Source organism: Pedobacter ginsenosidimutans (genome assembly GCF_001442625.1).
Lineage (GTDB): Bacteria > Bacteroidota > Bacteroidia > Sphingobacteriales > Sphingobacteriaceae > Pedobacter > Pedobacter ginsenosidimutans.
In genome coordinates, this window is record NZ_LMZQ01000003.1 from 273,933 (window position 1) to 289,190 (window position 15,258).

The following is a 15,258-nucleotide window of genomic DNA, read 5'->3' on the forward strand; positions in this document are numbered from 1 at the left end:
TAGACTAATGACCAGTGAATTAATGAACCAACTATAACCCCCAAGATGCTGATGCGCTTAAAATTGCACCGCTAGATGTGCCTTCTCTTTTTAACTCTCCATCTACATAAATCTGTGCTTTGAGCGTAGAATTTGCGTTGGCACCTATGGCATTTGCAGCAATGTTTATAGAAATGGTTCCTGCTGGCACCGTAATTTCCTGACTTGTCCAGGTAGTTCCACTAAGGCTCGTTGCGGTGGTAATCTGCGAATCGTAGCCGTAAACTACAGTACTAATGTTGCTTCCTGCCGATGCTTCGAGTTTAAAAACTACCTTGTGTGAAGATTTTGATGGCGACTCGCCCTCATCTTTTTTACACGACATTAAACCTGTAAACAACACTAAGGCAAAAAAAGAAAGTACAAATGTTTTAATTTTGATGTTTTTCATAATTAGATTTAAAAAATAGAACTACAAATTAACAAATGAACATTTTGCTTTACAATAACCAGATAGTACCATTTTTTTCTACCTGATTTCAGGTATATTACTAGTTTAATTTCTGGTTAAGAAATAAAGCGTGCATTTTTAGTTTAATGAGAAATTATATCATCTTTCTGGCATTACTGATTTTCTATTCGCTGAATAGCCTAGCGCAGCTGCAAACGGCCGACCAACAATATACGGATAGCCTAAATCGCATCTTAAATGGAAGCTCGCGCGATAGTGTTAAAGCGGAGGTGGGTTTTAAACTAACTGATTTCTGGGTAGATCATGATAGTACCAAAGCAGTATTGTATTTGAAAAAGGCAAGAACCTGGAGCACAAAGTATCCTTTGCTTGTGGCCAGATCATATTGGTACGAAGCTTTGATCTACCAGGACCGGAATTATGCAAAGGCTGAAAAACTACTTATCCATGCCGATTCGTTATTGAGCAAGTTTAATACAAAGGGCGTTTATCGGTTAAGGTCGATGGTATGGCATAACTACGCCTTAATTCAACAGCATAAAGATGATCTGAAAGCAACGATTAATATATTGATCAACCGTGTTTTACCACTTTCTAAAAAAGCTGGAGACAAAGAGCTTTTAGGCACCGAATACCTCTCGATCGGAACGGTATTTACAAACCTTGGCCAATACGAAAAAGCAACACCATACCTGCAACAAGGCCTAAATGCATTAAAAGACACATCTCCTAATAAATATTACCTGCTGGTTAATGCATACCTAACCACAGCAGGAAACTATTACCACTTAAAAAACCATCAACTCACCAAAAAACATCTCGACCTTGCCAAAACAATTTTGGATAAATCAGACCATGTTGTTACAGGCTACCCGATGGCAATATTTTGGCTCGACTATTACAAAAGCACTACGCGCTATTTTATTAACACCAAACAATATCCCCTTGCTCTTTTAGATGCAGATAAAGCCATTAAACTGGCCGAAAAGCTGAACGACAATTATTCTTTGCAGGAAGTAATATTTGAGAAATACAGAATCCTTTTTAAACAGAAAAATTTTGCCCTGGCTAAAAAAACATTACTTCAAATTATCGATCAGCCAGAAATAAATACATTAGCAACAAATAAGGTCAAAATGACCGAAGCGCTTGCAGAAGTAAGCTATGCTAACGGCGACATTAAAGAGGCTTACAATTGGATAAAAAAGAGCAAAGCATTAAGCGACAGCCTAAATGAAAGTAAACTAAAAGAAGATATTAATGCACTAGAAATTAAATATAAAAATGCAGAGAACCAGAAAAAAATAGCCAGTTTAAATACAGAAAAGAAACAAAATGCATTAATCATTAAGAACAATAAAAAAACAAATTTGCTATTAATCGCAGCATCTTTTTTTCTTTTAATCAGTGTAATTCTTTTATACTTTTACTTTAGAGGCTATAAAAAGCTTGCAGAGCAAAGAACAATAAATTATAAACAGAAAGTGGCTGAGCTACAACAAAAACAGCAATTGGAAATTAGCAAAGCCATGCTCAATGCTGAAGAAAAAGAAAGGAACAGGGTAGCACAGGATTTACATGATGGCTTGGGTGGAATGTTATCGGGTTTAAAAATTAATTTATCCAACTGGGCAAAACACAGGGAAATGCAATTGCATGATGTAGAACTACAGAGAATCGTTAATCAGCTGGATAATTCAGTTACCGAATTAAGGCACATTGCCCGGAATATGATGCCACAAACGTTATTAAAATTCGGATTGGAAACGGCATTAAAAGACCTGGCAGAATCGGCGATGAGCAAGCATATGCATATCGATTTTCAAGCACTGAATATCTCTAAACATATTGCACTTGAAGAACAGATAATCATTTACAGGATTGTACAGGAAATACTCACCAATACACTAAAACATGCTCAGGCATCGGAAGTAGTTTTACAGTGCAGCGAAAATAAAAACCGATTTTATATTACGGTTGAAGATGATGGAATTGGCTTTAATACCTCAACCTATAAAAAAGGATTAGGAATAGAAAACATTAAAAATAGAATAGCCTACCTTAAAGGCACTTTCGAAATCGACTCGCATCCTGGCAATGGTACAACTATAAATATAGAAATCCCCATCAGTTATGAGTAATATCATTAAATTAGCTGTTGTTGATGACCATCCGATTGTTATACAAGGAATTGTTTCCTTAATCAACAACCTTGAAAATATGTATGTAGTAGGCAGTTTTCAGTCAGGTAGCGCATTAATTTCCTTTTTAAACAACAACGAAATCGATATTATACTGCTCGATATTATGTTACCTGATGGTAATGGTATTGAATTATGCGCACAAGTTAAAAAGTTATCGCCAAAAACGGTCGTTATTGCCATTAGCAACCATACCGAAAGAAGTATCATCATGCAGATTTTGCAAAATGGGGCAAGTGGTTACATTTTAAAAAATGCTTCTGTAGAGGAGCTAAAAAACGGCATAGAAACTGCGCTTAGAGGAGAACTGGCCTTTAGCAGAGAAGTTATAGAGATTATTGCCAAACCTTCTGTAAATGACTTAAAAGGGCGGCCAAAATTCACCAAACGCGAAAAACAGATCCTTCAATTAATTGCACAGGGAAAAACGACCGCCGGCATAGCGGATGAGCTTTTTCTAAGTCCGCTAACAGTAGAAACGCACCGCCGTAATATGATGCAAAAATTAGATGTTAAAAATTCTATCGAATTGATCAATATCGCTACCGAACAGTTGCTAATTTAGTTTGGAGCTGGGAGTTTGGCGTAGCCTACTCTATTAAACAATCAGCGCTTAGCAATGAGCCATAAACTATCAACCATTGACCAATGAACCCCTCTTAAATCTCTTGCCCAAAAGTGAGTAAATTACTGTCTGGATCAAGCATTGCAAACTCTTTCTGCCCCCATGGTTTTGTTTGTAAGCTTCCGTTGGGATGAATGCTTTGTTTAGTTTCGAGCATAGATTTGTACAGCCCATCAATATCGTTTGTACGGATATAAACCTGGCCGTAATTTTCTTTCGGATCAAGTGTTTCAAACAGAAAAAAGTGAATCTGGACCTGATCCTTTTGTACCATCAGGTAATCTTTAAAATCTGCACTTCCAATATCTTTAAAACCTAATTTATTCACATAAAAATCTCTGGTGATTGCTTTATCACGCATGGGAAGTTTTGGATTGATATCTGTTAACATATTTTTTTTATTTCAAAAATCGGTATTTTTCCGAAAAGCTGCACTTGATCCAAATCAGGAAATTCAATGATTTGCCCTTACCCTACTCAATGTTTCAGGGGCAATCTTAAGGTATGAAGCAATCATTTTGACTGGAAAAACCTGTACAATTAGCGGCTTGACATTTTTGATGTAATTATATTTTTGCGCAGGACTTAATGCATTGTCGAAAAGGTAAGTCCGGTGATTAGCTTGGTCAAAAATTCTTCCCAGGTTTAAGAAAGACTGCGACCCGGCAATCAGACCATGCAGGTTACTTAAACTCAATTCAATAACTTCAGCATCCTCAAATGCTTTAATGGTGGTGCCTGATGGCTTTTGTTCAATCAAGCTTGGGTGATTGTACATCCATTCTTTTGGCAGGTGCAGATCGATAATCGTTTCTGTTAAATCGTTATCCTGAAATTGAAAAAATGATCCCGATAAAATGAAATAAACAGATTGACAGATTTCACCTGGCTGCAAGAGCATATCATTTTTGCTAAATATTTTTCGCACCGTCTTTTCCTCAAAAAGAAGCAGGTCATAAGGTGAAAATGACCCGACACTAGCTAAAATTTCCTGGGCTGACATCATAAACTAAATTATTACAGAGGATGGAGGGTCAAAATAACTTATTGATTAGCCGTTTTTCTGATGATTAAATAGGCAACAATTAAATTCGGAATCCAGCATAACCAGGCAACAACCAGGTAAGCCTTTGAAAAATCGTTATAAACCATTGTCAAAATAGGTAGCCAAATCCTCAATGTTACAGCAGCAAAACAAGCCGCATAACTATAAACCATCATTTTTTGATGCTTTTCAATTTCTGTGCGTTTGATGTGTAAATAAGCCCTTAAAGTAGTGTAAAACCAAATGATGCCTAAACAAATAAATCCAGTGGAAGAAACCCATCCTCCTGTTGCAAAAAAGCCAATATAAATACCCGCTAATGCACTGAGCAATACAGCGATCACATAAACTTTACCTAGTTTTCGGTGAAGTGCCATGCGCCTATTTCTTATTTTCGGACTAAACTGCGTCCAACCGATAAATAAAGCGATTCCTCCGAAAATGATATGCACATAAAAACCAATGTTCCAGAAAGTATTGGTCAACAATTCAACCGACTTTGAATTTAACAATCCAAATTTCCTATCCATTAAAAAGTAAATCATTGGGTAGAGCCCAATCAACAATGCGAAGGTTGCAAATAAAATCCATAATCCTTTTTTAACCATACAAAGTTCTATTGCTTTATACTAAGCTAGTTAATTTTCAAGAACTAAATCAATTCCTTTTGCAGCATAAATTCTCTGGCATTTGCAAAGCTGAGGAACAATTCGTCGGCTATTTTTAATTTTTGATGTGCCCGTACATTACTCTGAATGGCGTAACAGGTAATGCCCGCAGCCAACGCAGATTTAACCCCATTTAAAGTATCTTCAAAAACAAGGCACTCATTTTTTTCAAAACCCAATCGCTCAACACAAAGATTATAACTTTCGGGATCAGGCTTAGATTTACTTACATCTGTTCGGGTAATAAACAAACTGAAATACTTAGCCAGACCGTTCCGCTCAAAAACGGCTTCAACATCAATTTTAGGACTAGCCGTAACCACAGCCAGAGTAAGCCCTTTTTCGTAAGCAAACTTGATAAATTCTAATGCAAAGGGCATCAACTGAATATCAGTTGTTCTAAAGCCATCAAAAGTTATCTTTTCTCTTCTACTGATAAAACCTTCTAACTCTTCTTCAATTTTATACCTGTCTATTATAGTTTTTGCATTCTTAGGCAAAGGGATTCCAGCGTAATTTGTTAACCAATCCTTAAAATCCAGCGCAACTTCGTATTCAGACAAAAACTTATTCCAACAATCGAAATGAAACTTCTCAGAATCAATTAATGTACCATCTAAATCAAACAGTAATGCTTTTATTTTACTCATTATAAATTTTTAACAGGAACGATTCTTAGGGAATGATCTCAAATAAGAAAAATTGTTGTACCTGAGATTTACCGAAATTATTATCTACACAAAAAATTAACGATTGATGTCCGTTTGGCAATTTTGGCCCAAAGGTTATGCCTTCAAAATTATCGATATGCTGGTTTAAGGAATCAAAATCGAAAAGCAATTTTTTGGTTAATGGCTTTGGTGGATTTTGTACAAAGGAGCTATTATTGATTTCATTTTCAGCACCCCGTAAATCAACCAAATAAAGTTTCAAAAAGGTATGATCATCGTGCCCTTTTGCCCAGGCCCTTTCCATTACCAAAAGCGTATCATTATTAATGGCTAGTATTTCAGAAATTCCATTTACATTCCAATCGTTTTCAACGGTAGGCTTAACTGGCATTGCACCCAGATTATAAGCATACTGGGCAATATTTTTTTTTGCAGCTACATCAAACTTTAAAATCCGTGTTAAGGCTTTATTATATTCAAAAGCAGCCTGAGGTCCATCCTGATAAAGTGGTTCTTCTAAACTGGCATACAATGTTTTGTACTGATCGGCATAAGTTAAACCTTCAAACAAAGCATTTTTGCGTGGCCCGCTTTCGGTCTTTGTAAAATGAAAGCCCTTAGGCATTGGGATGGTATCCAGAAACTTTCCATCTGTAGAAATAAAGGTTAAGCTGGGCTGAACTATCGTAGTATCACCATCCTTAAACAACCTTTCTCCCTCACTGCTCCAAAGTAATTGTTTGGTTAAGGGATTATAACGAACCGATTCGCCATCAGGCTTTACAGTTTTATCACTTCCGTATTTAGGGTATGGTTTTCCATTTTCCTGTAAGATATAAGTAACACCAGTTACCCGAACGGTATCGATCTTATTTTCTTTAATATCAATCTGTGCAGTATAAATCCTCGCCGGACTATGCTGTGATGGATCATCACTGATCATGTAATACTCGTTTTGCTTTACATCGTAATCAATCCCCGATAAACCACCAACAACCGTATTTTGGAAAATTGGATTTAAGGGCATAATGTATTCATCCAGAAACTTTACTGATGAAATATTGGTTTCATTTTGCTTAACCGCAGCATACTTAGTTGCAGAACAAGATGAGAGCACAATACCAAGAACTGAATAAACAAAGAAGAGCTGCGATACAGGTTTCAAATCGAAATGTTTAGGACGTAAAAATATAGAATTTTTGCTGCAAAAAGTCCATCATTAAGAGATTGAGAACATTAAGAAGATAGACCTCTTTCTTACAGATATTAAACAATACTGTCGGATGGTAACAGCCAACTGCACATCTATTAGAATTATAAGTGGTGTCAGATGTTACCATCTGACACTGCTAAAACTAAGATTAAAACAACTTACCAATTACGCGGTAAGTAATATTTGTTCCATCTACTATTTCTTCATAATAAACATCATCGGGCGAAACAAAATACTTTTCGTTTTTAATGGTTACTTCTCTGCAACCTTCTGGCAGTTGATTTATAATATCGCCTATATTATGCGTATCAACCGGACCATCAGTTGTGTTTAAAATACCGTCTTTTCCGGCCACAACATATACAGTTTTACCATCAGCATTTTCTTTTTGGGTATAATAAACACCTTTGTATTCGTAATAATCAACCCCATTAATGGTTACCTGATTTGCATCCGATGGTAAATTCGGAACTTCAGCACCAACTGGTGGGGTTACCACTTCGTATTGACTGTTGTTTTGCTGATAGAACAATCCACCAGAATAATAAAACTGGGTAGGACCATACCAGAACGGATAATAGCCATAAGGCAATACACCAATCCTGAAACCTAAAAACGGTCTGTAAAAATTATAATAGCTATAATACGGCCTGTAATAAGGCCTTCCATAGCCCGGGCGATAACCATAACCTGGCCTACCATATCCTAAACCTGGGCGATAACCTGGTCTGTTATAACTGTAATTAGGTCTTAGTGGCCGACCGCCGTTACCCGGTACATAACTACCTCTACCTGGCGCATGCATGGATGGTTGTCTGGAAATAGAACCACCGCCTCTAGATGGGCTTATCGAACCAGATCTACCACCTCCGAAAGAACCTCCACTCCTACTTGGCCGCTGTGCAGAAACGCTTTCAATACTCAAGGTTGCAATCATCGCTGCTGCAGCGAAAACAACCAATCCTTTATTTAATAACCTATTCATTATTTTGTGTTTATGTCGATTATATATATGACGGTGAAAATTCCTAAAAGATTATCCCTTAACAATATTTAACTAAATTTTGATAAAATAATGACGAAGGGAAGGTTTTAATGGCAAAATACATTACATATCTATCATTTTACACCATTACATCTTTGCTAACAAACCTTTTACGGGCTATTTTTTCTAATCAATCACTAATCACCTATATTTAAATTTTATTCCTAAAAACTAGCTTAAATGAACCTTACAAGAATTTTCAGCCTTTTATTTTGTCTGTTTATTTCTAATGAATTAATAGCCCAGCAAACCGATTCGGCATATGTTAGAGAAAACTACACCAAAATAGAACGCCAGATCCCCATGCGCGACGGGGTTAAACTCTTCACTTCCATTTATATACCCAAAAATCAAACCAAAAAATATCCATTTTTAATTAACCGCACGCCCTATACCGTTGCGCCTTATGGCGAAGATAAATATAAGCTGAGTTTGGGGAATTTTCCGGCGATGATGCGTGAGGGATTCATTTTTGTATATCAGGATGTGAGGGGCCGATGGATGAGTGAGGGCACTTTTGCCGATATCCGCCCTCAACTGGTTGGAAAAAAATCTAAAACAGCTATTGATGAAAGTACAGATACCTACGACACTATCGATTGGTTAGTTAAAAACGTGAAAGGCAACAATGGTAATGCAGGCATTTATGGCATTTCGTACCCTGGTTTTTATTCTACTACTTCATTGCCAAATGCACATCCTGCACTAAAAGCTGTCTCACCTCAGGCGCCAGTTACCGATTGGTTTATGGGTGATGATTTTCACCACCGCGGTACATTATTTTTAATGGATGCTTTCAGCTTTATGGGAAATTTTGGTGTACCTAGACCTAAACCGATAACACCAGATAAAGGACCTAAAGGTTTTCAGTTTCCTATCCAAGACAATTATCGCTTTTATTTAGAAGCAGGATCGGTTAAAAACTTAAAAGACAGATACTTTGCAGACAGCATTAAATTCTGGAACGATTTATTTAAACACCCGAATCTGGATACCTTCTGGAAAGCACGTTTAATTACGCCGCATTTAACCAATGTAAAACCCGCAGTGATGGTGGTGGGCGGCTTTTTCGATGCCGAAGATGCCTATGGAACTTTTGACACCTACAAAGCAATTGAGAAACAGAATCCTGGCGCCAATAATATCCTGGTTGCAGGCCCCTGGTTCCATGGCGGCTGGGTACGTAGTGATGGTTCTTATTTTGGCGATATCTCTTTCGGCAAAACCACCAGTATCGACTACCAGGAGCAATACGAACTGCCTTTCTTTAAACATTATTTAAAAGGTGAAGGCGATTTTAATGCAGCAGAAGCGAATATTTTTGTAACGGGAAGTAACGAATGGAAAAAGTTCAAAACATGGCCACCACAAGAGGTAGAAAACAAAAACCTTTATTTACAACCTAATGGAAAGCTCAGCTTCGAAAAAGTGGGCAGAACCGATAGCTGGGATGAATATGTGAGCGATCCGAATAATCCTGTACCTTACCAGGATGGCATTCAGGCCAAACGTACCCGTGAGTACATGATCGATGATCAGCGTTTTGCTGCCCGCCGTCCGGATGTAAAAACTTATCAAACTGATGCTTTAACACAAGATATTACCTTAACCGGTTCTGTTTTGGCCAACCTGGTGGTTTCGACTACTGGAACAGATGCCGATTATGTAGTTAAACTGATTGATGTTTATCCAGAAGATGCACCAAATCCAGAACCAAACCCTAAAAACCTGATTATGGGTGGTTACGAAATGCTGGTGCGCGGAGAAATTATGCGTGGAAAATACCGCAACAGTTTCGAAAAACCTGAGCCTTTTGTTCCAGGTGCCATCACAAAAGTAAATTACCCTTTGCCCGATGTGGCGCATACCTTTAAAAAAGGCCATAAAATTATGATCCAGATTCAAAACTCATGGTTCCCTTTAGCCGATCGCAATCCGCAGAAATTTATGGATATTTATCTGGCCGAGCCACAGGATTTTCAGAAAGCAACACATAAAATTTATCATGATGTGCACAACAGCTCATTTATTACTGTTTCGGTGTTGAAATAAGGCTGAAAACTATGCCACGCCCGTTTCTAACGAGCGTGTAATTGCAAATCGTTTTTAACGATTCACAAAACAACCTGAATATACCCATTGCCTTGGTTCGTGTCTTCACGAACCGAAAGCCTATTAAAATACCCGCTTTACTAACTTATTTATTCAAAATGAAATACCTAAAACTGATCATCATCCTGCTCTCAGCCTCTTCTGCTTTTGCACAAAGCGATGCAGGATATCCAAAAGCCAATTACACCAAAAAAGAAGTTTATATCCCAATGCGCGATGGAACTAAACTTTTTACCGCCATCTACACACCTAAAGATGCAGCCAAGGATAAAAAATACCCAATGATCATGCAACGCACCTGCTATAGCATTGCCCCCTATGGTGAAGATAAATTTCCTGCAAAATTAGGCCCGTCAGAATTGATGATGAAAGAGGGCTATATTATGGTGTATCAGGATGTGCGCGGTCGCTGGAAAAGCGAAGGCACCTGGACCAATATGACCCCGGTAATCGACAATAAAAAGACCAAAAAAGATGTTGATGAGGGATCAGACACTTATGATACCATCGATTGGTTGGTTAAAAATGTAGCCAATAACAATGGTAAAGTTGGCCAATGGGGAATTTCTTACCCAGGCTTTTACACCGCTGCAGGAATTTTAAGCAATCACCCTGCTTTAAAAGCCTCATCGCCACAAGCGCCAATTTCAGATTTCTTTTTTGATGATTTCCACCACAACGGATCATTTTTGCAAAGTTATTTCATGACTTTTCCGGTATTTGGCGTGCAGAAAACCGATACAACCTCTAAAGCCTGGTACAACAACCAGTTAATCCTTCCAAAAACAAAAGATGGTTATCAGTTTGCTTTAGATTTAGGCCCTTTAAGCAATGCAGACAAATATTACAAGGATAATTTCTTCTGGCAAGAAACCGTTAACCACCCAAACTATGATGAGTTTTGGCAAAAACGTGGCTTATTAAAACACTATAACACCATTAAACCTGCGGTAATGGTAGTTGGTGGATGGTACGATGCTGAAGATTTATCAGGCCCGCTAAACATTTATAAAACCATCGAAAAGAAAAACCCTAATGCTTACAATACGATTGTGATGGGACCATTTGGGCATGGAAGATGGAGTCGCGAAACCGGTCATACCATGCATAGTAATGTGTATTTCGGTGATAGCATTGCAACATTCTATCAGAAAGAAATTGAAGCTAAATTCTTTAATCACTTTTTAAAAGGCAATGGCGATAAAAACTCTGGTCTGCCTGAAGCCTACATGTTCGATACCGGTAAAAAACAATGGGAAACTTTTGCCAAATGGCCAACAGAAAAGACGACTAAACAAAAATTATACTTGGGTGCCGATGGCAAGCTCAGCATGACTGCGCCTGGTGCCGCTGGCTCAGTAAACTACATCAGCGATCCATTAAAGCCTGTTCCATATACCGAAGATTTAACCACAACATTGGGTTTTACGCCACACAATTATATGAGCGAAGACCAACGTTTTGCAGGCAGAAGACCAGATGTGTTGGTGTATCAAACCGATGTATTGGATAACGATATTACTTTGGGAGGCGAAATTATGTCGCACCTTAAAATTGCAACCACAGGTACCGATGCAGATTTTATCGTAAAACTGATCGATGTTTACCCTGCCGATGAACCTAACAACCCGTATATGTCAAACAAGAATATCATTTTGAGCAATTACTGGCAAATGGTACGTTCGGAAGTTATGCCTGCCCGCTTCCGCAATAGTTTCGAAAAACCTGAGGCCTTGGTAGCCAACCAGAAAACGGATGTGAACTTTCAGCTACAGGATGTACTACACACCTTCAAAAAAGGACACCGGATTATGATCCAGGTGCAGAGCACAGCATTCCCTTTATTTGCACGTAATCCACAAAAATTTGTAGAAAACCCATATAAAGCAACCGAAGCCGATTATATTAAAGCTACGCAAACTGTATTTAACGATAGTTTTATCGAAGTTGATGTGATAAAATAATTTGATAAGCTCTCGCTCGTTTCTAACGAGCGTGCAATTACCAATCGTTTTAAACGATCAACAAACCAAAACAAATGAAAAAATTACTATTCATTCTTACCACTGCCCTCAGCATTTCAACTTTACAAGCACAAATGCTCGGCAAAAACCAGGTAAATTCAAGGGCCGATAGCCTCCGCGGAACACTTACCCCGCTACGTACCTGTTACGATATCAATTATTACCACCTGGATGTGAAGATCGATATCGATCAAAAATCTGTTAGCGGCAGCAATGAATTTGCTTTTACCGCCACACAGGATTTTACCAAATTACAGTTCGATCTTTTTGATAATTTAAAAGTTGATAAAGTGGTATATAAGGGTGCCGATTTACCTTTTACCCGAGAATACAATGCGGTTTTTGTAACCTTCCCTAAAGCTGTAAAAAAAGGAAGCAAAGATAAATTTACTGTTTTCTATTCTGGTAATCCTACTGTAGCCAAAACACCACCCTGGGATGGCGGTTTTATCTTCAAAAAAGATGAAGCCGGCAATCCTTTTGTTTCTGTGGCCTGCCAGGGTTTAGGTGCAAGTGTGTGGTGGCCGAATAAAGATCACCAGAGCGACGAGGTAGATAGTATGTTAATCAGCATTAGTGTTCCTAAAACTTTACAGGAAATATCTAATGGAAGACTGAGAAATACTGTAGATAAACCCGATGGTTATAAACAATACAATTGGTTTGTCGCTAATCCCATCAACAATTACGATGTAACCTTTTACATTGGCAAATATGCCCACTGGCAAGATAGTTATGATGGTGAAAACGGAAAACTCAGCATCGATTACTGGGCGCTGCAAACCGATAGCGCCAAAGCCCGCCCACATTGGGATGCCGACGTTAAACCCATGTTAAAATGTTTCGAATATTGGTTTGGTCCTTACCCATGGTACAAAGACGGATACAAATTGGTTCAGGCACCACATTTAGGTATGGAACACCAAAGCGCAGTAGCTTATGGCAATCAATTTAAACCAGGTTATTTAGGCAAAGATTTAAGCGGTACCGGACATGGTTTAAAATGGGATTTCATCACCATCCATGAGAGCGGCCACGAATGGTTTGGCAATAACATCACCTCGAAAGATATTGCCGATATGTGGATTCACGAAGGTTTCACCAATTATTCGGAGGTATTGTTTACCGAATGTACCGAGAACAAAGCGGCAGCAAACGAGTATGTAATCGGATTACAGAAAATTATCCAAAACGATATTCCGGTTATTGGCCCTTATGGTGTAAATAAAGAAGGTTCAGGCGATATGTATCCAAAAGGTGCAAATTTGATTAGTACCATCCGCCAGTTGATTAATAACGATGAAAAGTTCAGACAGATTCTTCGCGGCCTAAGCAAAACATTTTACCATCAAACGGTAACCACTGCTCAGATCGAAAATTATATAGCCAAACAAAGCGGGCTTAAACTGGATAAAATTTTCGATCAGTATTTACGTTTTACCAAAATCCCTGTGTTAGAATATAAAATCAACAACGGCACTTTATCTTATCGCTGGACAACCGATGTTAAAGGTTTTGATATGCCTGTGCGCGTAACATTAAAAACAGGTGCTTACACCTTGATTAAACCTACAAACAATTGGAAAACAATTAAAGTAGATGCCAGCATAAATGCAGATAACTTTAAACACGATCCGTTGTTTTACATCAATACAAAAAAGGGTAATTAAATCCCAGCAGCTATATCATAAATATAGAATTTGTCATCCTGAGCTTGTCGAAGGACTTAGTTAAATACGCTTTTATGTGTTTCGACAGGCTCAACATGACAAAATCGGAAGAGAAACTACCTTCATGATACAGCTTCATTTTTGAGCATGGCCGAATACCACTGATAAAGAGAATTAAATTTCATCTTATGCAACTTTTCAACAAAACCATCGTCTTATAAGAAAAAGCTCATTATTTATCTAAAAAAATAAAATCTATACCCATGAAAAAAATATTTGCAATATTATTGGCATCCCTAACATTAACCTCTAGTATTAATGTAATTGCAAAAAATCAGATCAGCCACAACATTTCAAAAAATAATAGCGACGACAGAGAGGTAAAAAACTTCAACGGAGTTGCTGCAGCAGGCCCAATAAACGTAATTGTAACTTTGGGCAATAGCGAAAGCTGCCGTTTAGAAGGCGATGCTGATGCATTGGCCTCAATTGTTACCGAAGTAAAAGGCAACGTTTTGGTTATCCGCCCGCAAACCAGTATTACAAGCTGGACCAGAAAATACGAAGGAAAAAAAATCACGGCTTACGTAACAGCAAAAGAGTTGGCCAGCTTAACCGTAAGTGGTGATGGCAGCTTAAGCGTTAACGGAAAAATCAGCACAGGCAGCTTAACCACAACTGTAAGCGGTTCGGGAAGCATTAAAGCAACCGCTGATGTAGACAACTACAATGGTGTAATTAGCGGTTCTGGTGCAATAAACATTACAGGCAGCGCAGATCATGCTAAAGTGGTAATCAGCAGCTCAGGTACCTTTGCCGGTAAATCTTTTTCTACAAAAACTTTAACCAGTACCATCAGTGGTTCAGGAACCGTAAACATCGCCGTAAGCGAAAGCATTAGAGCGGTAATCAGCGGATCAGGAAGCGTAAATTATTCAGGCAATCCAAGTGTCGATAAAACTGTTGTTGGCTCAGGTGGTGTAAGAAAGGTATAAATTAAACTCGTTTTAATAGAGAAACACCTGCAAGAAATTGTAGGTGTTTTTTTTATGGAATTGGAGCTCATTTTTTAGCTCTATTTCCCAATGCGATCGTCAAGAGGTTGTATCATAAATATAGATTGTCATCCTGAGCTTGTCGAAGGACCTGTTTAAATGCTCCTCAAAGCGTTTCGACTACTTGTCCTGATTCTTCGGGAAGCTCAACGTGACAAGTTCGAATGGAATCACAACTTATGATACAGCTTCATCTTTTCTGCAAAAGATCCTCGGTCGGACAATGTGCTTTAACATCCTTTATTTTATGAAAAGTAGATCATTCCTAGTATCAACTGTCAGTCCCGCTATCACTTCAAGTCCTCAACCCGATGCTAATTTAGTGTTGATTCATCGTTAAAGGATCGGGCATCCGGGCTTTCCATTTTATTGGGTTTACGCACTCAGGCCAGCAAAGAAAACCTAACCGTTAACTAAAGAAATTCTAATTTAATGTGGTGTTAGGTTGTATTCATTTGTATATTTAAACCACTTTATA

At 38.1% G+C, this 15,258-nt stretch carries 13 protein-coding genes; 6 read left to right on the forward strand and 7 right to left on the reverse strand.

The features are described 5' to 3' along the window. Positions 1 to 31: 31 nt before the first annotated feature. Entirely contained in the window at positions 32 to 430 is a 399-nt protein-coding gene (locus tag ASU31_RS05160) for a hypothetical protein (RefSeq protein ID WP_057931311.1), read from the reverse strand. Positions 431 to 576: 146 nt separating this feature from the next. Here ASU31_RS05160 and ASU31_RS05165 point away from each other — a divergent pair, with 146 nt between their 5' ends. Both ASU31_RS05165 and ASU31_RS05170 read left to right on the forward strand, forming a co-directional pair. After that, positions 577 to 2,592, forward strand: coding sequence for an ATP-binding protein (locus tag ASU31_RS05165; protein WP_057931312.1), 2,016 nt, complete (start codon positions 577 to 579; stop codon positions 2,590 to 2,592). Continuing rightward, positions 2,585 to 3,217 (forward strand): response regulator, encoded by a 633-nt coding sequence (locus ASU31_RS05170; protein WP_057931313.1) that lies wholly within the window; start codon positions 2,585 to 2,587, stop codon positions 3,215 to 3,217. Before ASU31_RS05165 ends, ASU31_RS05170 begins: the two co-directional genes overlap by 8 nt. Before the next feature lie 94 nt (positions 3,218 to 3,311). On the opposite strand, the gene ASU31_RS05175 is transcribed toward ASU31_RS05170, so the two are convergent. From ASU31_RS05175 to ASU31_RS05200, 6 genes are all read right to left on the reverse strand, one after another. Then, positions 3,312 to 3,668, reverse strand: coding sequence for a bleomycin resistance protein (locus ASU31_RS05175; RefSeq protein WP_057931314.1), 357 nt, complete (start codon positions 3,666 to 3,668; stop codon positions 3,312 to 3,314). 63 nt (positions 3,669 to 3,731) lie between these two features. Continuing rightward, positions 3,732 to 4,283 carry a Crp/Fnr family transcriptional regulator gene (locus tag ASU31_RS05180; RefSeq protein WP_209434959.1) on the reverse strand — a complete coding sequence of 184 codons (552 nt, stop codon included), beginning with the start codon at positions 4,281 to 4,283 and terminating at the stop codon, positions 3,732 to 3,734. A gap of 38 nt (positions 4,284 to 4,321) precedes the next feature. Further along, positions 4,322 to 4,852, reverse strand: a complete 531-nt coding sequence (locus ASU31_RS05185; RefSeq protein WP_245224481.1) for a DUF2306 domain-containing protein — start codon at positions 4,850 to 4,852, stop codon at positions 4,322 to 4,324. A gap of 122 nt (positions 4,853 to 4,974) precedes the next feature. After that, complete coding sequence (locus ASU31_RS05190) at positions 4,975 to 5,640, reverse strand: HAD family hydrolase (RefSeq protein WP_057931317.1); 666 nt, start codon at positions 5,638 to 5,640, stop codon at positions 4,975 to 4,977. Positions 5,641 to 5,665: 25 nt separating this feature from the next. Next, positions 5,666 to 6,826: an esterase-like activity of phytase family protein gene (locus ASU31_RS05195; RefSeq protein ID WP_057931318.1), complete on the reverse strand. Its 1,161-nt coding sequence runs from the start codon at positions 6,824 to 6,826 to the stop codon at positions 5,666 to 5,668. A gap of 196 nt (positions 6,827 to 7,022) precedes the next feature. Next, positions 7,023 to 7,859: a DUF6515 family protein gene (locus tag ASU31_RS05200; RefSeq protein WP_057931319.1), complete on the reverse strand. Its 837-nt coding sequence runs from the start codon at positions 7,857 to 7,859 to the stop codon at positions 7,023 to 7,025. 240 nt (positions 7,860 to 8,099) lie between these two features. Between ASU31_RS05200 and ASU31_RS05205 the strand changes: the two genes are divergently transcribed. The 4 genes from ASU31_RS05205 (at position 8,100) to ASU31_RS05220 (ending at position 14,720) form a co-directional block, all read left to right on the forward strand. Next, a complete protein-coding gene (locus ASU31_RS05205) occupies positions 8,100 to 9,971 on the forward strand; it encodes a CocE/NonD family hydrolase (protein WP_057931320.1) in 1,872 nt (623 codons plus the stop codon). Positions 9,972 to 10,129: 158 nt separating this feature from the next. After that, the gene (locus ASU31_RS05210) at positions 10,130 to 11,995 is read left to right on the forward strand and encodes a CocE/NonD family hydrolase (RefSeq protein WP_057931321.1); all 1,866 of its coding nucleotides are present in this window, start codon (positions 10,130 to 10,132) and stop codon (positions 11,993 to 11,995) included. Positions 11,996 to 12,069: 74 nt separating this feature from the next. Continuing rightward, positions 12,070 to 13,725, forward strand: a complete 1,656-nt coding sequence (locus ASU31_RS05215) for a M1 family metallopeptidase (RefSeq protein ID WP_057931322.1) — start codon at positions 12,070 to 12,072, stop codon at positions 13,723 to 13,725. Positions 13,726 to 13,988: 263 nt separating this feature from the next. Beyond that, entirely contained in the window at positions 13,989 to 14,720 is a 732-nt protein-coding gene (locus tag ASU31_RS05220) for a head GIN domain-containing protein (RefSeq protein WP_057931323.1), read from the forward strand. The last annotated feature ends 538 nt before the right edge of the window (positions 14,721 to 15,258 follow it).